We start from the raw sequence: 20,285 nt of genomic DNA on the forward strand, positions 1-20,285 counted from the left end.
GGGGCATTGTAGCCCCGACGCCGCGGCCGGGTACACCGGACAACCAGCGACCGGGGTCACGCCGATGGGCCATGGGCGACCATCGGCCGTCCCACGCGACCCGGCCCGTCCGTTGCTCCCCGAGCACGAGCGGTGCGGGTATGAGATCTCAGCGGCTGCGCCGGAACTCCTCGACCTCCGCGCGGGTCGGCGGTTGGGCACCGATTCTGGTGACCACCAGCGCCGAGGCGGCGGTGGCCACGGCCAATGCCTCGGCCACGTCCTCGGGATGTCGGTGGTACGCGGCGAGGAATCCCGCCATGAAGGTGTCCCCGGCGGAGATGGTGTCGACCAGCTCGACCCGGTGACCGGGCGCGCGTACCGGTTCGGACCCGGCTCTCACGGCGACCGCGCCGTCGGGGCCGAGGGTGAGCAGGCCCAGGTCGATGCCGTAGCGGTCGATCCACTCGGTGAACACGTCCTCGGCGTTGCGGTCGGGAGCCACCGCCCCGGCGAGGAAGTTCACATCGTCGTCGCTGGCCTTCACCACGCTGACGAATCCTCGACGCCGACGCTCCCCCAGTACCTCCAGCCACGGTTCCAACCGGGCCCAGTAGTCGGCGGCATCCTCGACCAGACTCGGCCGCACGTTCAGGTCGACCGACAGGTTGCAGTTCTGCCGAGCGGCCCAGTCCAGCAGAACCGATGCCCCCGGCTCGATCACCACGGCCAGGGTGCCGGTGTGCAGCCAGTCCGTCGGCGACAGTTCCGGCAACTCCTCGCCACGCCAGGCGAAGTTCGCCGTGTCGGTGAAGTGGAAGGTGTAGCTGGCGCGACCGTCGTCATCCAGGCTGACCACGGCCATCGAGGTCGGCTCGTCGGTCGACACCGCGAGTTCGAGGTCGACGTTCTTGCCCTCGAGGTATCCGCGCAGTTGCCGGCCGAGGGCGTCGGTCGAGAGCCGTCCGAGGAAGCTCGCCCGCTCGCCCATCAGTTCCAGTGCGATCGCGGTCGTCATCGGGCCACCGGCCGACGTCGCGCTCCACGTGCTGGAGAAGTGGTCGTCGGTCTCATTGCCCGTGGGCAGCAGATCGATGAGCGCCTCACCGCAGCTGACGAATCGACTGATGGTCACCGCGGCAGCGTAGCGCGGGGATCACCCCTGGTCGCGCCGTCCCGCCCGCGGCCGGGCCTCACCGGTCGGGTCAGCCGGACCCGGCTGCCTCGCCGAACCGCGGCCCGAACAACTGGGGCGGCAACCGCGTCTGTCGCCGGCCGACCAGGCTCGGATCCCAGGCACTCGGGGGGACCATGGCGCAGTTCAGCTCCAACAGGTCAGCGGCGAGCCCATCGCTGGGATCCAGGACCTGTGCCCGCTCGGCGCAGATCAGCTGCAGCGCACCGTCCCCGTCGACCCAGGCCGCGGTACCCAACAGGCACAGCGCTCCCACTGCCCACTCCGCGGGGGTACGGCGCACCACGGCCGACCACAGGGCGACAGCGGCCGGGGCAGCGTCGCGGTCCAGGCGGGCGAGTGCGGCCGCCCGCCCGGCTGCGGTGCCGGCGAGCAGCGCCAGTTCGATCCAGGGGTCCGCACCCGCCAGCGACGGCTCGAAACCCTCCTCCGACCGGTCCGACGATCCCGGACCGGAACATTCGGTCGCGATCGCATCGAGCAGACGATCCATCCGCTCGTGGCGGTCGGCGTCACCGGGGTGCTCACCGGCGAGCCGCAGGAGTACCGCAGCGAAGGCGGTCGTGTCCTCCTGCACCGACGGCAGCGCCAGGCGTCCGACATCGGAGCGACTGGGCAGGGCGACCATGCCGTGCATCACCGCCGCGACGACCGACGGGGTGGCATCGTCACAGACCGCGGCGGCATCGTCGAACACCGAGAACCACCGTCCGTCGGTGACCACCAGCGCATCGCGCACCTGTTCTCGAGGAAGGACATCGCAGCACAGCGCGAACAACCACTCGGTGGGATGGTCGGAGTCGTCGACGAAGGCGATGATCACCGCGGCATCACCACCGTTGGCGTTGATCATCTTCGTCACGAATCCAGGCACGTGGACGAAGTCCTCCGGTTCGGGTAGATCGATCCGAGCAGTCACGACGAGGCGTTTGCCGTGCAGCACCAAGATCACCAACGAGTGCTGCGGGTGGAACCCGAGCAGGTACGGTACGGCGGCGATCAGGTCACCGCGGTCGGAGATCCGCAGGGTCGAGGCATCCATGGCCGGTCCGGAGGTCGAGGCTTCCATGACCGAACCATGGGAACGACGACACCGAATCTGCCGCGGGTCGGGCGATTGTGGACAACCAGGCTGGACCGGAGGCCCTGTGGACAAGTCAGCGCATGGACAAGTCAGCGAGTGAACTCAGCGGACGGTCGTGTACAGCTGCTCGAACCGGTCCAGGGTTGCTCCGAAGGCGTGTTCGGCGACGATCTCCGAACTCTTCTTGCCCATCAGCCGCCGGGTCTCGGCATCGGACAGGATCGCGGTCAGTCGCGCCGCCAGCGTCTCCACCTGCCCGGGCGGATACAGCCACCCGTTCTCCCCTTCCCGCACCAGGTGCGGCAGGGCCATCGCGTCGGCCGCGACGACCGGCAGCCTCGCCGACATGGCCTCCAAGGTGGCCAGGCTCTGCAGTTCGGCCACGCCGGGCATGCAGAACACCTCGGCGCTGCCGTAGGCGGTGAGCAGTTCGGTCTCGTCCACGTACCCGCTGAACTCGAGCCGATCGGCACCGAGTCCGAGCTCGGCGGCCAGATTGCGCAAGGCTGCCCGCTGCGATCCGTGGCCGACCACCACCAGCCGGCCCGGCACCTGCTCGGGCAGCAGGGCCATCGCCCGCAGCAGATCGTCGATCCGCTTCTCCGGGTCCAGCCGACCGACGAACAGCACGGTGGGGGTGGCCGGACGGACGGCCCGGTCGCGCGCGCGCTCGTACCGCTCGCTGTCGATCCCGTTGGAGACGGCCACGGCGGGCAGGCCGGTGGCCCGCGTCAACAACTCGGCCGCCTTCGGTGTGGGTGAGGTGATCACCGAGGTACGGGCGAACACCCGCCGCAGGTCGGCCCACAGCCACCGCGCCCCGATCCCCCGCAACCGCCTCGGGCAGGGAACGTGGTCGAAGTAGTTCTCCGCCATCATGTGATTGGTCGCCACCACACCGATCCCGCGGGAGGCGGCCCGCCGGATCAGCGCGCGGCCGATCAGAAAGTGGTCCTGGACATGCACCACCTCGGGCTGCAGCCGGTCGAGCAACCGTCCGGCCGCCGGCCCGACCGCCGTCGGTCGACTGATCCTGAAGGTCTCGTAAGGCGGGTACGGGAACGAGCCGATCTGGTGCACTGTCACCCCACTGGGTTCGGTGGTGGTGACGCTGCGCGTGGTCTGTGCCGGGCACAGCACATGCACCTCGTGGCCGCGGCGACTCAGACCGCCGGCGAGACGTCGGGAGAACTGGGCTGCCCCGTTGACGGTCGGGGGGTAGGTGTCGGTACCGATCAGGATGCGCATGTCGGAACTCCTGTCTGCTGCTCAACTGCCATGGCCGTGCGGTAGGCCCGGGTCACGGATCGAAGGAAGGTGTCGGCGCTGAACACGTCGCGGGCGGAGATGGCGGCCGAGGAGGCCGCGATCACGGGGGTGGGATCGGTGGCCAGTTCGACGAGCCGACCGGCGAGGACGTCGGTGGATTCACCGAATGCCGCGATCCCGGCATCGGCGAGGCCTTCGGTGAGGGCGGGGTCGCACCAGATCACGCCCCGCAGGGCGGTGATCGACTCCGCCACCGTCATCGGCTGGTTGTCCCAGCCGATGGAGGACAAGACGGTGACATGGGCACGCTCCAGGGCCGCGGGGATCTCGGCCGGGTCGAGCCTGCCGCGCCAGGTGATGCCCCGATGCCCGTCGATCAACCGACGGACCTGCGCCTGTCGCGGACCGGCGCCGACGATCTCCACCTGCAACCGGTCGGCACCCACGTCGCCGACGGCCCGCAACGCATCCCGGACGAACGGCAGGATGCGCTTCTCGTCGGCCAGCCGGCCGATCCACAGGACCCGCAGCGGACCGTCGATCGAGGTCACCGGCCGGGCGGTCGGATTCGGTGCGACGGTGTTCGGTACGACCTCGACCCGCGCCAGCCCCGCCGCCCGCAACCGGTCGGCCTGATGGGCCGACGGGGAGATCACCAGATCCACCCGCCGTGCGGTGGCCAGGGTCATCGCCCGCAGCGCCGAGTCACCGGCCCTGTCGGCCAGCCGTATCCGGGCCGGGCTGAAACCGGTGACCAGTCGGTGGAACGGTGGGCCGCCGAGGGCCAGCAGGGTCTGGATCGGTGCCGTCGTCTGCCAGAAGAAGGTGTGCACCGTCTGCACCACGGCTATGCCGAGTTCTCGAGCGGCCGCGATCGCCGCGGCGGCCAGGCCGAACTCCGAGTGCAGGTGCACGACCTCCACCCGGTGTTCGGCCAGCACGGTGCGCAACCGGTGGCGCAGACGGGCCGTGTGGGGTACGAGCGGGAACCCCAGTCCCGGGACGACGAATGCTGCGGGTACGCCCATGGCCCGGATCTGCGGCTGCCGCCCGAGTGCGGCCAGCCGCTCGCTGGGAGGGCAGATGGCGAGCACATCGGCGACTGCACTCAGCGCCAGGACCTGGTCGTGGAACGCGTTCTCGGCACCGCCGAGGGTGGCCAGGGTGTAGTCGCTGACGACGGCCACCCGGGCGCGGCGGGTCATGCCCGCTCCCCGACCGGCTGCAGGGACCGTTGCCGGGCCTCGGGGTGGTAGCGCGACAGTGCGGCGACACCGCCGGTGGCGATGGCACCGAAGATGATCATGCCGGCCACCACCAACGGTGTGAGCGACACCCCTTCGGACAGGACGACCAGGCCGTAGGCGACGGCGATCAGCGGGTCGACGGTGGTCAGGGACCCGACGACGACCTCCGGATGACCGATGATGTGGGCCTGTTGGATCACCCAGCCACCGAAGGCGTAGGTGGCCAGGATCGCCACCGCCCCGACGACCACGACCGGAATCGGGAACCGATCGGCCTGCTCGACGTGGAGGAAGAGGGTCTTCGTCGCGGCCGAGGCCAGGCCGTAGAGGATCGCCCCGGCGGAGGCGACGGCGAACGACCGGATCGACATCGGAATCGACCGCCGGGCCAGCAAGAGGGTCAGCGCCATTGCGAGACACAGCACGACCGCGCCCAGCATCAGCGGAAGGTCGATCGTGGAGCGTCGATCATCGGAATGGGTGGTCGACAACACGGTGAAACCGACGATGCCGATCACCGTCATCGCCACGGTCAGCCACATCACCGGCGTGGTGCGGTAGCGGTAGATCCTCGCAGCCAACAGCACCGACCAGGGCACGGCGAGGATGCCGATCGGCTGGACCACGGTGACCGGCGCCTGGGAGAGCGCGACCAGATGCAGACAGGCGCCGACCATCACGAGACCGAGCCCGAGCAGCCAGCGTGGACGACGTACCAGGCTGAGAATCTGTGCGAGGGACAGCGAATCCTGTTCCTCCGAGACCCGGTCCGAACTGACCGCCATGTGCTGGAACAGGGCGCCACCGGCGAAACAGAAGGAGGCGATGACTACCAGTCCGATGGCGATCGTCGTGATCATCCGCGGGGGCCTCCTGTGAGAGCGGTCGGAGCCGTGGCAGGAGCGCGTCCGTGCGGTCCGTCGGCCGGTCCGTACCGGCCTGTTCTCCGCAACTCAGCTTAATCCTGTGACGTGGTTCCGGAACCGACTCCGGGCCCGGATCGGCCCCGGAGAAGTCCGACCGCAGACCACTACGGGCAACCCTGAGCCCGGGCCCGTTGGGGCCACCGGGAAGATCATCCCGGTGGGGTCCATCGACCCGGCCGTCTGCCGAAGGACGAAGGGCGGGCCGGAGGTTTCCCTCCGGCCCGCCCTGTCGTCCCGGTCGCTTCGACTCGGTCGGTCCCGCTCAGCTGTAGACGTAGACCTTGGTGCCGATCGAGACCTGGGAGTACAGCTCGGCGACCTTGCCCTTGTCCCGGACGTTGACACAGCCGTGGGATCCGCCGTTGTATCCGCGGGCGGCGAAGTCGCTGGAGTAGTGCACCGCCTGCCCACGGCTGAAGAACATCGCGTACGGCATCGGCGTGTGGTACATGTTCGAGACGTGGTCCTTGCGCATCCGGTCCACATAGAAGGTGCCCTCGCGAGTCGGGGTCTCGTCGGTGCCGAAGCGGACGTCGAAGGAGATCGAGACGACGCCGTCCTTCAACCACCACAGCTTGTTCGACTTCTTCGAGATGCACATCACCTTGCCGGTCATGCACTCATCCGGCAGCCCCTCGGCCTTCTCGCCCTGCTTCGACTCCGAGTCCGAGGACTTCTCGTCGTCCTTGTCTTCCTTCTTCGGCTTGTTGTTGAGCTCCTCATCGGTCGGCTCGGTGGTCATCTCGTTCAGCTTGTCCACGGTGCGCTGGTCGACCTCACCGGTCTCGGGGATCTCCCGCTTGGCCTGGAACCCCTTGACCGCGGCGACCGTGACCGATCCGTAGTTGCCGGTGACGTCCTCGGTGAACCAGTCGAGCTGCTTCAGCCGGGCCTGCAGGTCCTTCACCTTGTCCCCGGAGTCACCGTCCTTCAAGATGGCCTTGCCCGGGGTGAGGCGGTTGTTCTTCTCGTCATCGGTCGGCTCGCGCGTCATCTCGTGCAGCGCGTCCAAGGTCTTCTGGTCGACCTCACCGGTCTCGGGAAGTTCGCGTTTGGCCTGGAAACCCTTGATCGCACTGACGGTCTGGTCGTCGTACTCACCGGAGATCTTGCCGTTCCACCAGGCGATCTGCTTCAACCGTGCCTGCAGATCCTTCACCTCGTCGCCGGAGTCACCCTTGGCCAGCAGGGCCGGTTCGGTGGTCGGGGTCGGGGAGGCCGACGGTGTGGGGCTTTGGGTCGGGGTCGGCGTCGGGGTGCTCGACTCGACGACGGCGGGCGCGGGGGCGACCACTGCGGTGTCGGTCGACGGGGTGTTGGGGGCGCACCCCGTGAACACCAGCGCTGCGCTGGCCAGAACTGCGAGCGCGCAGACGTTGCCCTTCATGACTGACTCCCTTCCCGGAGAAATCCGTGCTTACGTTAGACCTATTGATTCCCGGGACAAATCAAAAGTTCGCGATTCAGCGAAGTTTCCGCAATCGTGATCTCCGCGAGACCGATCACCCGAACTGACCACGGCACCGGTCGGCCCCTGGTCCGGTCCTGGACCGACCACGGTCTTCGGCGTGGTTCGAGGCCTCGGTTGCGGACCTTCGACAGGCTTCAATGACTGCATGGCGCTCACCGAACCGACCCGCGTTCACCGGACCGCAGTCAACGCACCGCAGCCACCGACCGCCGCCACCGTGCGACTGCCGATGGCACCCCTTGCCCAGCCACCGCAGGTCTGGTGGCCCCGGATCCAGCCGACGATCCCCGGAGCACGCTCGGTACGTCCGGTACGTATCGGCGACACCGAGCGGTCCGCCGCCTGCGACCTGTTGACCCTGCACTTCAGCGAGGGCCGACTGGCCGAGGACGAGTTCGAGCAACGGCTGGAGGCTGCCGTCGCCGCGCGGTACAGCAGCGAGTTGCGCCAGTTGTTCGACGACCTGCCGCGCCAAGGCAGCCGCCGAGCCGCTCCGCAGGCCGCTGCCGCCCCGAGCGCCCCGGCGAAGATCGCGGCCGTGCTGCTGGCGGTGACCACGGCGATGATCTGCCTGTTGATGGTGGCCGGGATCGGCGCCTACGAGGGCGGGCTCGGTGTGGCCGCCATGTTCGGCGGCGTCCTGGCCGCCACTGGTGGCGCGGCGATCGGCTGGCTGTACGCCCATCGCGGTACGAGTCGACACCGCCCCTGAGCAACGGTGAGGGTCGACCTCATTGACCCTGTCGACCCATTGACCCTGTCGACCTCATTAACCCTGTCGACCTCATTAACCCTGTCGACCTCATTAACCCTGTCGACCTCATTAACCTTGGGTCGGTGGACACCGACCAGCCCTTGCCACCGATGCGGCTCCGTGAGCTCCGGGTGCCCCGGACCGGCCCGCACGAGCGCGGGCTCGCGATCGGCACCGCCTTCGGCCCCGAGATCGCCGCCAGCGCCGCACGGTACGCGCAGATCTACTCCCGGTTCGGCGCCGACGCTGCCACCGTCGCCGAGGTGGTCGACGGATCCCTGCAGGCCGTGCAGGACTGGGCGCCGGAACTGTTCGCGGAGTTGGCCGGGGTGGCCGAGGGTGCCGAGGTCGATCTGCCGACCGCGATGTCGCTGAATGCCCGGACCGAGGTGCTGGCCCGGACCCAACTCGCCGCGCGTGAGTGCTCCACCGTCGTCGCCCTCTCCCCCGACGGGCCGCCACGCACCTTGCAGACCTGGGACTGGTACCCCGAACTCGCGCCGATCGGGGCACTGCTGGAGCTCCCGCTCGGCGACCGGGTCGTGCGTACCTTCTCCGAGGTCGGCATGCTCGGCAAGATCGGTACGAACGGTCGCCTCGGTCTGCATTTCAACATCCTTCGTCACCACAGCGACGGTGGCTCCGGGGTCCCGGTGCACCTGGTGGCCAGGGCGATCCTCGACCGGGCCGACACGGTCGAGGAGGCGATCGCGATCGCCGGATCGGCTCCGCTGGCCGCCTCCACCGTGCTCACCGTCGCGCAAGCCGCGCCGGGGCGGGCGGTCAGCATCGAGCTCTCCCCCGCCGGGATCGGGGTGGTCGAACCGAGTGCCGGTTATCTGGCCCACACCAATCATTTCCTCGATCCCACTCTTGCCACCGGGGAGGCGGCCGGCGTCGATTCCACGACCTGGCAGCGACTCGACCACGTCCTGGGCCAGCGGGAGGCGGTCCTGGCGGCCCGCGGCCCGGTGGAATTGTCGGCGGCCGCCTGCGGTACGGCAGGTGGCGCCGCGGCGATCTGCGTCCACTGCGACCCCGATGCCGATTTCGACCGGCGCGTCGCCACGTTGTTGACCGTCTCCCTGGACCTGACCTCCGGGGCGATCCACCATCACACCGGCACACCTGCGGAGTTGACGCAGACCACCGTCGCGGAGTTCGTCTGACCGACCGCCGGAGGATCGGTCCCCAGGTCGGAGCCGTTACCCTGATGCAATGTCGCGAAACACCGATGTCTCGGACCGGGTGGCCGAACTCATCGAGGAGCTCGGCGTCGACGCCGTGGTCACCGATCCGATCCTGATCGACAACTACCGCTGGGACTGGTCCCGCAGCACCGCCACCGGTATGCCGCTCGCGGTGGCCCGACCCGGCGACACCGCACAGGTGCAGACCGCCGTCCGGTGGGCTGCCCGGCACCGCATACCGATCGTGCCCCGTGGCGCCGGCAGCGGACTGTCCGGTGGTTCCTGCGCGGTCGACGGCTGCCTGTTGCTCAGCCTGGACCGGATGCGGGCGGTCGAGATCGACCGGTCGACCCGGGTCGCGGTCGCCGAACCGGGTGCCCTCAATGTCGATGTGAAGCTGGCCGCCGCGGCGCAGGGACTGTGGTACCCGCCCGACCCCAGTTCCTTCGAGATCTGTTCCATCGGCGGCAACGTCGCCACCAATGCCGGCGGCCTGTGCTGCGTCAAGTACGGGGTGACCACCGACTACGTCCTCGGCCTCGACGTGGTGCTCGCCGACGGCACCTTGGTCCAGCTCGGGGGCAGGCGGATCAAGGATGTCGCCGGATTGTCGCTGATGAAGCTGTTCGTCGGCAGCGAGGGCACCCTGGGCATCGTCACCCGGGTGATCCTGCGACTGATCCCGCCCAAACCGGCCGCCTCGACGATCGTCGGCTACTTCCCCAGCGTCACCGCCGCGGCCCAGGCCGTGGTCGAGGTCGGTACGACGATGCGTGCGTCGATGATGGAGCTGATGGACCAGGCCAGCATCAACTCGGTCGAGGATCTGCGCCCGATGGGTCTCGACCGCAGTGCCGGGGCGATGCTGTTGGCCCAGACCGATGCCCCCGGTTCGGCCCGGGACGAGGAGTTGGCGCTGATGGAGCGGGTCTTCGGTGAGTGTGGTGCGACGGAGGTGTTCAGCACCGACGACCCCGAGGAGGGCGAACTGTTCTGCGCTGCCCGCCGGGCCACCTTCCCGGCCGCCGAGCGCCTGGGCGACCTGCTGCTGGAGGATGTCGGGGTGCCGGTTCCGCTGCTGCCGAGACTGCTGGGTGGGATCGAGGAGATCGCCGCCGAACACCAGGTGGCGATCCCCACCGTGGCCCATGCCGGCGACGGCAACAGCCACCCGATCGTGGTCTACGACGCCACCGACCCGGATTCGACGCAGCGAGCCTCGGCCGCCTTCAAGGCGGTGATGGCGCTGGCCATCGCACTGGGTGGCACGATCACCGGAGAACACGGAGTCGGTCGTCTGAAACGCGACCACCTGGCAGATCAGCTCGGGCCCGAGGTGATGGCACTGACCCACCGGATCAAGACCGCACTCGATCCCGATGGCCTGTTGAACCCTGGTGCCGGCATCTGAGACCCCTACCCCTGGGGGGTATCGACTAGACTGGCCGGGATGCGAGGCCGGGCGAGAACCCAGGAGGGACCGATGGAAGGCGAGCACACGCATGGATACATCAGTGACAAGGCTCGTTATCTCGCGCGGTTGAAGCGGATCGAGGGCCAGGCGCGCGGTATCCACCGGATGATCGACGAGGATGTCTACTGCATCGACATCCTGACCCAGATCAGCGCACTCACCAGTGCACTGGAGAATGTCGCCCTCGGCCTGCTGGATGACCATCTCGCCCATTGCGTGGCCGATGCCACCCGGCAAGGGGGCGAGGAGGGTGAGGCGAAGCTGAAGGAGGCCTCGGCGGCGATCGCCCGGCTGGTGAAGTCCTGAGTCGGGTTCTGCCGCTCCGGCCTGCGGCTCACCGCAGGTCCTCCTCGGTCGGACGGTGAGCCGGCTCCGGCCAGACCGGCCACCGCTGTCCTGAGGAGCCGGCAGACCCGGGGCCGTCCACCGGTCCGGCATCGATCGCCGCGGCGCCGTCGGTCACCCCCGACGCCGGCGCGTCATCGGCCGGCACCCAGGAGCTCGGGATCACCGCCGGTGGCGGCGCGTACCGTGCCCGCTGCAGCCCGATGGCCAGACCGACCAGCGCGAGTGCGGTGAGGAAGATCGCGGCCTTGGCGAGCAGGTACGGCAGGTCGACCGCCATCGCGATCCCGGTCTGCAGTCGCGGCAGGGCGGAGTCTCGGATGCCATAGGCCGAGGCAACGGCCTGCACGAGGAGGAACGCGAACCCGGTCCCGATTGCCGTACCGAGCAGGAACGCCAGATCCGCGGCTCGTGGCCGCCGACTACCACGCCACCAGGGCATGCCCACCCAGAGCACGCTGAGAACGGCCGCCGACTGCACGGCCAGCGGCAGCCAGAAGGTCTCCGGGTTGCGGTACGGCGGCAGCTGGTGGCCCAGCCACGGTGCCACCGGACAGCAGACCAGCCAGAACGCGCCGAGTAGCCACTGCGACCACGCCGGACGCGGGCCGCCGGAACGGGTGTCGAGGTGGGTCTGCGGCACGGATGCATCCTCCCAGACCACGGTTGCAGACTGCGTGCTCCCCCTCGCCCGCGCTCCCCCTCGCCCCCGATCACGGTCACAGTTCCGGAGGGCGTGAAGCAGTGATTGCGACGACGCGGCCCGGTCTGCGGGACCGCCTCCTTACCACGCCATGGCCTCGCCGACGACCGTGCCTGCCGACCACCCTCAGGTGCGTAACATTTTGATGACATGACTCCACGCCGCCGTGCGACTCGGGCAGGATGCGATGGTCCAGGGAACGTCCCAAGCAGTCCCCGAGAGGAACCACGTGACGAATCGCGCAAGGTCAACCACCCGCATCGCAGCCGGTCTGGCCGCCCTCTCGCTGGGCCTCGCCGCCTGCAGCGGCGGCGGCAGCTCCGACGGCGAGGGCGACGGCGGGGAGGATCTGACGGTCACCAGCTCGATCAGCCAGGACGTGGACACCTTGTTGCCGATGGATGCCAATGTCGGCGACAACATCGCGGTGCTGGACGTGATCTACGACGGGCTGGTCCGCTACGACCCCGAGACCACCGAGCCGTACCCCTACCTCGCCGAGGAGATCACCACCACCGACAACCAGGTGTGGACGATCAAGATCAAACCGGGCACCACCTTCCACAACGGTGAACCGGTCGACGCCGAGGCCTTCGCCCGCGCCTGGAACTATGCCGCCTACGGCCCGAACGCGATGGGGAACAACTACTTCTTCGAGCGGATCGAAGGCTACGACGACATGCAGGGCGAGTACGAGGAGGCTGACGACGGCACCGTCACCGTCGACGAGGAGCCGGCGGCCGACGAGCTCAGCGGGCTGGAGGTGGTCGATCCGCAGACCCTGCAGGTGACCCTGAACGCGCCCTTCGTCGGCTTCGACACCATGCTCGGCTACACCGGCTTCTTCCCGATCGCCCAGGCCTGCCTCGACGACATCGAGGCCTGTACCACCAAGCCGATCGGCAACGGCCCGTTCCAGGTCGAGGAATGGTCCCAGGGTCAGTCGCTGACGGCGACCAAGTACGCCGACTACACCGGTGCCGAGACCCCGAACTACGACCGGATCGAATGGGTCGAGTACGCCGGCGGTTCGGAGTGGCCGGACTTCCAGGCCGGTCTGATGGACCTGGCCGAGGCCCCCTCGGCGAACTTCACCCAGGCCTACGACGACCCGGCCCTGCAGCGTGTCGAGCGTCCCACCGCGGCGCTGACCTACCTGTCCTTCCCGCTCTACGACGACGGCCCGTGGACCGACATCGAGTTCCGCAAGGCACTGTCGATGGCGATCGACCGACAGGCCGTGATCGATGCGGTGCTGCCCGGTCAGCGCGTACCCGCCGACTCCTGGGTGATGCCCGACGGTGTCCCCGGTGGGGTCGCCGGTACCTGTGGTGAGGCCTGCACCTTCAACCCCGAGGCCGCGAAGGCCGCACTGGAGGCTGCCGGTGGCTGGCCGGAGGGCGAGACCATGACCATCCATCTGGGGGTCGACGAGACCGAACAGGAGTTGTTCCAGGCCATCGGTGACCAGATCACCTTGAACCTCGGCATCCCCTACGAACTCGATCCCACCCCGGACTTCTTCGACCGGCGGAGCAACCGCGACTTCTCCGGCCCGTTCCGGTCCAACTGGTTCCCCGACTACCCCTTGAACGAGAACTACCTGGGCCCGGTCTATGCCAGTGACGATGCCGAGGAGGGCAACACCAACTTCGGCTACTACAACGAGGACTTCAACAACGCGATCGCCGACGGTGATTCGGCAGCCACCCTCGACGAGGCGGTCACCAACTACCAGGAGGCCGAACGGATCCTGGCCGAGGACTTCCCGACCGCGCCGCTGTTCTACACCAATGTCGTCCTCTTCCACAGCGACCGGGTCTCCAATGTGGTGATCGATCCGTTCAGCGGGCGGGCCAAGATGCGCCTGCTCGAGGTCACCGGCTGAGTGCCGCCCGCCCGCTCGCCCGGCTCCGGCCGGGCGAGCGGGCCCGGCCGGATCGTGCATCACCAACCTCGTGGGGAGTCGTCGGTAACCGATGGGACGTTATGTCGCCAGACGCCTGTTGCAGGGTCTGTTCACACTGTTCGCGGTGCTGGCACTGCTGCACCTGTTGACCACCCTGGCCATCCAGTTGAACGGCAACCCGGCACTGGCCTTCTTCGGCGAGCGGGTTCCGTCGGCGGCCCAGTTGCAGGCGGTCGAGGAACGTTACGGGCTGGACGATCCCTGTTTCGAGCAACCCGGCAATCCCTGTGTCATGCCGTTCGTCGAACGACTCGGCGACTACGCCCGGGGTGACTTCGGCACCGACCTGCGCGGACGCCCGGTGACCGAGATCGTCGCCGCAGCCGCCCCCAACACCCTGCGGCTGTTCGTCGTGGTCACCCTCACCTGGCTGGTGATCGGGATGACCCTGGGTTCGGTCGCCGCCCGGTTCCGCGGGAAACCGGCCGACCACGGCATCCGCGCCGGCTCAATCCTGATCGACGCCTTCCCGGTGTTCGTGATGCTGCTGGTCTACAAACTGGTGATCGCCGTCCCCGTGTTCACCTGGGCGCGGGACACCTTCGGCGCCACCTCCTTCGCCGCCTTGTTGTTCCGGCCGTCGTTCTCCCCCGATGCGCCATGGGCGACCACCATCGTCCCGGGCATCCTGCTGGGGTTGGCCGGTTCGGCCGCCTTCATCCGCCTCGTCCGGGCCGCCCAGTTGGAGAACTACGGCGCCGAGCACGTCCGTACCGCCCGCGCGAAGGGCCTGCGCGAGCGGGACGTGGTGGTCTCCCATGTGGTCCGCAACTCCTCCATCCCGGTCGTCACCGCCGTCGGCTTCGTCTTCACCGAGGCCTTGTCCGGGGCGGTGATCACCGAGGGACTGATGAACATCTACGGAATGGGTGGTGTGCTCTGGGGCGCCGTCGCCGGCTCCGATGTCTCGGTGGTGATCGGCATCGTCACCCTGCTGGCCGTGATCACCGTCCTGGTCCTGATCTTGGTCGACCTGGCCTATGCGGCCCTGGACCCGAGGATCCGCTTTGACTGACCCCACCCTCACCTCCCCCGACATCCCCGTCGCACCGGCCTCCCGCAGCCTGTGGTCGGATGCCTGGCGGAACCTGCGCAAACGCCCGTCGGTGATCATCGCCACGATGATCATCGCCTTGTTCACCGTGGTGGCCATCGCCCCGGGTCTGTTCACCTCCACCGATCCCCGTCGCTGTGACGTCTCCCAGTCACGACTCCCCCCGCAGGGATTCGGCGGCCTCCATCCCCTGGGCACCAACACCCGTGGCTGCGATCTGTACGCCCAGGTGATCCACGGCGCCCAGCCGTCGTTGCTGCTGGCACTGGTCGTGGTCACCTGCTCGGTGATCATCGGCCTGATCCTGGGCACGCTGTCGGGCTACTACCTGGGCTGGGTGGATGCGATCGTCTCCCGGGTGGTGGAGGTCTTCCTGGTGATCCCGCTGTTGCTCGGTGCACTGCTCCTGTTGTCGCTGTTCCGCAATGTGCAGCTCGGCACCGGCCAGCTGGCCAGCATCGCCCAACCCGCGATCGTGCTGACCCTGTTCGGCTGGATGACCTACACCCGCTACGTCCGGGCGAGTGTGCTGGAGACGAAGAGCCTGGACTACGTGATGGCGGCGAAGGTGCTCGGCGCCTCCGATCTACGGGTGATGGCCCGGCACATCCTGCCGAACGCACTCGGCCCGGTGACCGCCCTGGTGCCGACCGCGGTCGCCACCGTGATCGGCACCGAGGCCGTGCTGGCCTACCTTGGCATCGGGGTACGGCCGCCCGCCGTCAGCTGGGGTGTGTTGATCAACGAGGGGTCGGAATGGTTCGCCGCCGGTACGCACTACCTGCTGCTCGCCCCGCTACTCTGCCTGCTCGCCACCGTGCTGGCCTTCGTCGTCCTCGGCGATGCCCTGCGCGATGCCCTGGACCCGAAGCTGAGGTGAGCAGATGACCGAGACGACCGGGCCCCACGAACCGGCCCCGAACACCACCAAGACCCTGCTGCAGGTGCAGGACCTGGTGGTCGACTTCCGCAGCGTCGACGGCACCTTCCGTGCCGTCGACGGCATCAGCTGGGATCTGCGTCAGGGTGAGACCCTGGCCATCGTCGGCGAATCCGGATCGGGCAAGTCGGTCAGCTCGTTGGCGGTGATGGGGCTGCTGTCCACCCCGCCGGCGGTCATCTCCGGCCATGCCGTCTTCGACGGCACCGATCTGCTGGCGTTGCCGCGGGCCGAGCACCGCCGCTACTGCGGCGAGCGGATCGCGATGGTCTTCCAGGACGCCCTGGCAGCCCTCAATCCGGTCTACACCGTCGGCCGCCAGCTGGCCGAGCCCTTGGTGAAACGGCGGGGGATGTCACGCTCCGACGCCCGCAGACGGGCGGTCGAACTGCTCGATCTGGTCCGGGTGCCCGACGCGGCGAACCGGGTGGATGCCTACCCCCACCAGTTCTCCGGCGGGATGCGGCAGCGGGTGATGATCGCGATGTCCCTGGCCCTGGACCCGGATGTGCTGATCGCCGACGAACCGACCACCGCACTCGATGTCACCGTCCAGTCCCAGGTCCTCGACCTGCTCGCCGAGATCCAGACCGAACGGCAGATGGCCATGGTGTTGATCACCCACGATCTCGGCGTGGTCGCCGGGGTCGCGGACCGGGTGAGTGTGATGCACGGCGGGCATGTGCTGGAAGCCGGCGGGGTGACCGACATCTTCGACTCCCCTGCCCATCCCTACACCGAGGCGCTGCTGGCAGCCGTACCCCGGTTGGTGCTGCCGCCGGGCACCGATCCCGACGCCGATCTGCCGGTCGTGAACTGGCGCCCCGATCCGTCGGTACGGCCGGTGCTGCGGCAACTCGGCCCCGACCACTGGGTGGCCGAGGAGGCCCGTCCGGCAACGGCTGCGGCCCCGGCCGGCGCCGATCGGACCGGAGGTGACGATGTCTGACCCAGAACCCACCGCGTCGGCCCAGGACCCGACCGCCCAGGAACCGACCGCCGCAGCACCCGGTCGGGCCTCGGTCGCGACCCCCGAGTCCGATCCGGTGCTCGAGATACGCCATCTGGTGAAGACCTATCCGGTCGGACGCGGCCTGTTCGGCCGCGCCCGGGGGGAGATCCCGGCGGTCCAGGATGTGTCCTTGACGCTGCAGCGCGGCCGTACCCTCGGCGTGGTCGGCGAATCCGGTTCGGGCAAGTCGACCGTGGCGAAGATCCTGGTCGGGGTGGAGAAACCGACCTCCGGGCAGGTGTTGCTGGAGGGCTCCGACATCACCGCGATGACCCGTTCCGACCGGCACGCGCTGCGGAACAAGGTGCAGATGATCTTCCAGGATCCCTACACCTCGTTGAACCCGCGGATGTCGGTCGGCGACATCATCGGGGAGGCCTACACCCTGCATCCCGATGCCGTGGGGCCGGCCGGCAAGCGAGCCTCTGTGGACGAGATGCTGGAGCTGGTCGGGCTCAGCCCCGACCATCGTCACCGCTACCCGCACCAGTTCTCCGGAGGACAGCGCCAGCGGATCGGGATCGCCCGGGCGCTGGCGGTGAAACCGGAGGTGCTGATCTGCGACGAACCGGTCTCGGCACTCGACGTCTCGATCCAGGGGCAGGTGATCAACCTGCTGCGCCGACTGCAACGCGAGCTCGGCCTCACCTACCTGTTCATCGCCCACGACCTGGCCGTGGTCCGCAGCATCGCCCATGAGGTGGCGGTGATGCACCGGGGCAAGGTGGTCGAATCCGGGCCCCGGGACCAGCTCTACGACACACCCGCCCACGACTACACCAAGTCGCTGCTGGCCGCGGTCCCCGAACCGGATCCGAGACGTCGGCGCCGCCCGATCGTTCGCCGTTGAGTCCCGGGTTTCGCCGCTCAGATCCGGTACCGACGCGCTACGGTCGCCGAGGAAGAACCACCCCGATTCGAGGAGGATCGTGACGCAGCAGAGGACCACCCCGACGGTGCTGGTGGTGGAGAACTCCGCCGGCAGCGGACCCGGCCGCCTGCTGGACTTCCTGGCCGATGCCGGGGTGCGGACACAGGTGGTCCGGGTGCACGCCGGTGAGCCGCTGCCCGCTGCCGCCGAGGTGGAGGGGATCGTACTGCTCGGGGGCGGGCTGTTGCCCGACCAGGATCACGACCACCCGTTCCTGCCCGCCGAGCGGGCACTGGCCCGGGAGGCGATCGATCACGGTGTGCCCCTGCTCGGCATCTGTCTGGGGATGCAGTTGCTGGCCCATGTCACCGAGGGAGTGGTGACGGCGAAGTCGGGTGAGACCGAGCGTGGTTCGACCGCGATCCGGCTGCTGCCCGCGGCTGCGGAGGATCCGCTCTTCGGCTCCCTGGGCTCGCGGCTGCAGATGGTGCAGAACCATCAGGACAGTGTCACCACTGCCCCACCGTCGGCCGTCGTCCTGGCCGATTCGGATTCCTGCACCGTGCAGGCCTTCCGGATCGGTGAGAGCGCCTGGGGTGTGCAGTTCCATCCCGAGGTCGGCGCCGAGCGACTCCTGCGCTGGGACGAGTCGGCGATGAGCCCGGCGGGCCTGAACCGAGAACAGATGTATGCCGAGGCGCTGGCCCACGAGGAGGCCAACCAACGTCAGTCCCGTGCCCTGATCGGTGCCTTCGCCGCCCGGGTACGCGAACATGCCGAACACGGAGGGTCCCGATGACCGATCAGGAGGGGCGCGTCGCCCATCACATCGTCCGCGCCGACGGGCGGGTGCTGAGCAGCCGTCGGGCCACCGCGCAGTTCTACGCCGCCAGCACCGTCAAACTCGCCGTGCTCGCCGCGCTCGCCCGCGAAGTGGCGCAGGGTACGGCCGATCTGGCTGACACCCTGCCGAGCCAGGACACCTTCAGCTCGGTGGTCGACGGCGCCCCCGACTACCGGCTGATCCCCGATGACGTCGACCACGGTATGCCGGCGCCGGGCGAACCGATGACCCTGGCCGAACTCGCCCGGCGGATGATCGTCATCTCCTCCAACGAGGCGACGAACATCCTCTTCGCCCGGCTCGGCCAGCCGGCCGTGGGCCAGGTGCTCAGCGATGCCGGCGCCGAGGGGGTCAGCATGGGCCGCCAGTACGGTGACTTCGCTGCCGCGAAGCAGCTCGGGCCGGTGAACCTGGTCAGCGCAGCGGGGCTGACCTCGCTGATGTCGGCGGTGATCACCGGCCGGCTGTGCCCCGACCCGAACCTGAACGCCTGGATGATCGGGCTGTTGGAGGCCCAGGAGTTCCCCGCGCTCTCACGCTCGCTGCCCGCCGGTGTCCGCTGGGGCAGCAAATCGGGTTCGGTCGACGGCGTCCGCCACGATTTCGCCTTCTTCGGTGAGCCGGGCCCCGATGCGCTGGTGGTGGCGGTCTGCACCTCCGGCTACGAACACGAGGCGGCCGGGGAGTTGATCACCGCCATCGGCGCGGCCGCCTACGGCCTGGCCGGCGTCTGAGCCGCCGACTTCCGTACCTGGCCGAGGCTCAGCGCGGCCGCGGCGAGACCGGCCAGCACCGGCACCAGCAGACCCGCCCGCAGGTCCCAGACCTGCGCCAGCACACCGACCGTCGGCGAGGCGACCAGGAAGCCGAGCCGCATCGTCCAGCTGATCACCGCCACCCCGGTCGCCTCGGCCAGCCCGGGAATCCGGCCGGCTGCGGCGAAGGCCGCCGGAATCAGCGTCGCAGTACCGAATCCGCTGATCCCGAAGCCGAGCAGCCCGACCGCGGGATGGGTGGCGGTCATCGCGACCACCGAGCCGAGGGCGATCAGCACCCCGCCGAGGGCGGCGACCCGGTCCCGGCCCCAGCGGTTGGTCATCGGGTCCCCGGCGAAGCGGCCGATGCACTGGGCCGCCAGCACCACCGACAACCCGGCCCCGGCCAATGCCAGGCCGGCCCCGGTCTCCCGCACGAGATAGAGCGGCACCCAGTTGTTCGACACGTCCTCGACCAGGATCCCGCAGATCGCCAGGCCGATGATCGGCGCCAGCAGCCAGCGGGCACGCGGGCGTACCGTACCCGGCTCGGTGACCGCGGGAACCGGTTGCGACACCGTACCGGCGGGTACGTGAGCCAGCACACTGCCGAGCACCGCCAGTGCCCCGAAGACGATGCCGTTGATCATCATCTGGGTGGCGATCGGCAGCTGGATCGCCGCTGCCCCGGCGCCGAGCAGTCCGCCCAGGGCGGCACCGACGCTCCACAGCGCGTGCATCGAGTTGAGCACCGATCGTCCCTGCCACTGCTCGACCAGCACCCCTTGGACATTCTGTGCCGAGTCGACCAGTCCGTCACAGGCACCGGCCACTGCCATCGCCACGGCGAACCCGGCGACCACCGGGCTGAGGGTGGCCATCGAGGCAGCGACGGCCATCAGCAGGGCCCCGACCGCGGCCACCCAGGGAGCGCCGAAGCGACGGATCACCGACGGCGCCACCATGGTGGCGAGGATCGCCCCGGCAGGAATGGAGACGACCAACAGGCCGAAGGCGGCATCGGTGAGCCGGTAGAACTCCTTGATCTCGGGGTAGCGCGGCAACAGCGCACAGAGCAGTGCACCGTTGGTGAAGAACATCAAGGAGACACCGATCCGGGCACGTAGCGGTGTGTGGTGGGCAGGCACCTGTCGAACCTACGGGGTCGGTGACGGTGGGTGCATCCCGGCCGTAGAATCCGAA

At 68.9% G+C, this 20,285-nt stretch carries 19 protein-coding genes; 11 read left to right on the top strand and 8 right to left on the bottom strand.

The genetic code is table 11. The features are described from left to right. Window positions 1–148: 148 nt before the first annotated feature. From CLV29_RS07730 to CLV29_RS07755, 6 genes are all read right to left on the bottom strand, one after another. Window positions 149–1,114, bottom strand: coding sequence for a PfkB family carbohydrate kinase (locus CLV29_RS07730; protein WP_133754357.1), 966 nt, complete (start codon window positions 1,112–1,114; stop codon window positions 149–151). A gap of 70 nt (window positions 1,115–1,184) precedes the next feature. Next, the gene (locus CLV29_RS07735) at window positions 1,185–2,243 is read right to left on the bottom strand and encodes a DUF4192 domain-containing protein (protein WP_133754358.1); all 1,059 of its coding nucleotides are present in this window, start codon (window positions 2,241–2,243) and stop codon (window positions 1,185–1,187) included. A gap of 117 nt (window positions 2,244–2,360) precedes the next feature. Next, window positions 2,361–3,506, bottom strand: coding sequence for a glycosyltransferase (locus CLV29_RS07740; protein ID WP_133754359.1), 1,146 nt, complete (start codon window positions 3,504–3,506; stop codon window positions 2,361–2,363). Continuing rightward, window positions 3,494–4,732, bottom strand: coding sequence for a glycosyltransferase (locus tag CLV29_RS07745; protein ID WP_133754360.1), 1,239 nt, complete (start codon window positions 4,730–4,732; stop codon window positions 3,494–3,496). Before CLV29_RS07745 ends, CLV29_RS07740 begins: the two co-directional genes overlap by 13 nt. Then, a complete protein-coding gene (locus CLV29_RS07750; RefSeq protein ID WP_133754361.1) occupies window positions 4,729–5,634 on the bottom strand; it encodes a hypothetical protein in 906 nt (301 codons plus the stop codon). Before CLV29_RS07750 ends, CLV29_RS07745 begins: the two co-directional genes overlap by 4 nt. Window positions 5,635–5,962: 328 nt before the next feature. Then, on the bottom strand, window positions 5,963–7,087 hold the full coding sequence (locus CLV29_RS07755) for a L,D-transpeptidase family protein (RefSeq protein ID WP_133754362.1): 1,125 nt from the start codon (window positions 7,085–7,087) through the stop codon (window positions 5,963–5,965). A 229-nt stretch (window positions 7,088–7,316) separates the two neighbouring features. Here CLV29_RS07755 and CLV29_RS07760 point away from each other — a divergent pair, with 229 nt between their 5' ends. From CLV29_RS07760 to CLV29_RS07775, 4 genes are all read left to right on the top strand, one after another. Continuing rightward, window positions 7,317–7,883, top strand: coding sequence for a DUF1707 SHOCT-like domain-containing protein (locus tag CLV29_RS07760; protein ID WP_133754363.1), 567 nt, complete (start codon window positions 7,317–7,319; stop codon window positions 7,881–7,883). A 125-nt stretch (window positions 7,884–8,008) separates the two neighbouring features. Beyond that, a complete protein-coding gene (locus CLV29_RS07765) occupies window positions 8,009–9,094 on the top strand; it encodes a C45 family autoproteolytic acyltransferase/hydrolase (RefSeq protein ID WP_133754364.1) in 1,086 nt (361 codons plus the stop codon). A 49-nt stretch (window positions 9,095–9,143) separates the two neighbouring features. After that, window positions 9,144–10,526: an FAD-binding oxidoreductase gene (locus tag CLV29_RS07770; protein ID WP_133754365.1), complete on the top strand. Its 1,383-nt coding sequence runs from the start codon at window positions 9,144–9,146 to the stop codon at window positions 10,524–10,526. A 72-nt stretch (window positions 10,527–10,598) separates the two neighbouring features. Next, window positions 10,599–10,895, top strand: coding sequence for a metal-sensitive transcriptional regulator (locus CLV29_RS07775; RefSeq protein WP_166649168.1), 297 nt, complete (start codon window positions 10,599–10,601; stop codon window positions 10,893–10,895). Between the two features lie 28 nt (window positions 10,896–10,923). Here CLV29_RS07775 and CLV29_RS07780 read toward each other — a convergent pair whose 3' ends face one another. Beyond that, window positions 10,924–11,577 carry a hypothetical protein gene (locus CLV29_RS07780; RefSeq protein ID WP_133754367.1) on the bottom strand — a complete coding sequence of 218 codons (654 nt, stop codon included), beginning with the start codon at window positions 11,575–11,577 and terminating at the stop codon, window positions 10,924–10,926. Window positions 11,578–11,866: 289 nt separating this feature from the next. Here CLV29_RS07780 and CLV29_RS07785 point away from each other — a divergent pair, with 289 nt between their 5' ends. The 7 genes from CLV29_RS07785 to CLV29_RS07815 all read left to right on the top strand — a co-directional run bounded on the left by CLV29_RS07785 (window position 11,867) and on the right by CLV29_RS07815 (window position 19,061). After that, window positions 11,867–13,525: a peptide ABC transporter substrate-binding protein gene (locus CLV29_RS07785; protein WP_166649169.1), complete on the top strand. Its 1,659-nt coding sequence runs from the start codon at window positions 11,867–11,869 to the stop codon at window positions 13,523–13,525. Between the two features lie 91 nt (window positions 13,526–13,616). Next, window positions 13,617–14,621, top strand: a complete 1,005-nt coding sequence (locus CLV29_RS07790; RefSeq protein WP_133754369.1) for an ABC transporter permease — start codon at window positions 13,617–13,619, stop codon at window positions 14,619–14,621. Then, complete coding sequence (locus tag CLV29_RS07795) at window positions 14,614–15,540, top strand: ABC transporter permease (protein ID WP_208292806.1); 927 nt, start codon at window positions 14,614–14,616, stop codon at window positions 15,538–15,540. The genes CLV29_RS07790 and CLV29_RS07795 overlap by 8 nt, the downstream gene beginning before the upstream one ends. Window positions 15,541–15,544: 4 nt before the next feature. Then, entirely contained in the window at window positions 15,545–16,549 is a 1,005-nt protein-coding gene (locus CLV29_RS07800; protein WP_133754371.1) for an ABC transporter ATP-binding protein, read from the top strand. After that, window positions 16,542–17,462 carry an ABC transporter ATP-binding protein gene (locus CLV29_RS07805; protein ID WP_133754372.1) on the top strand — a complete coding sequence of 307 codons (921 nt, stop codon included), beginning with the start codon at window positions 16,542–16,544 and terminating at the stop codon, window positions 17,460–17,462. Before CLV29_RS07800 ends, CLV29_RS07805 begins: the two co-directional genes overlap by 8 nt. Before the next feature lie 79 nt (window positions 17,463–17,541). After that, window positions 17,542–18,282, top strand: a complete 741-nt coding sequence (locus CLV29_RS07810; RefSeq protein ID WP_208292807.1) for a type 1 glutamine amidotransferase — start codon at window positions 17,542–17,544, stop codon at window positions 18,280–18,282. Next, window positions 18,279–19,061 (top strand): serine hydrolase, encoded by a 783-nt coding sequence (locus CLV29_RS07815; RefSeq protein WP_133754373.1) that lies wholly within the window; start codon window positions 18,279–18,281, stop codon window positions 19,059–19,061. The genes CLV29_RS07810 and CLV29_RS07815 overlap by 4 nt, the downstream gene beginning before the upstream one ends. On the opposite strand, the gene CLV29_RS07820 is transcribed toward CLV29_RS07815, so the two are convergent. Continuing rightward, window positions 19,040–20,230 carry an MFS transporter gene (locus tag CLV29_RS07820; RefSeq protein WP_133754374.1) on the bottom strand — a complete coding sequence of 397 codons (1,191 nt, stop codon included), beginning with the start codon at window positions 20,228–20,230 and terminating at the stop codon, window positions 19,040–19,042. The genes CLV29_RS07815 and CLV29_RS07820 overlap by 22 nt on opposite strands. Window positions 20,231–20,285: the final 55 nt, after the last annotated feature.

The organism is Naumannella halotolerans (assembly GCF_004364645.1).
Taxonomy (GTDB): domain Bacteria; phylum Actinomycetota; class Actinomycetes; order Propionibacteriales; family Propionibacteriaceae; genus Naumannella; species Naumannella halotolerans.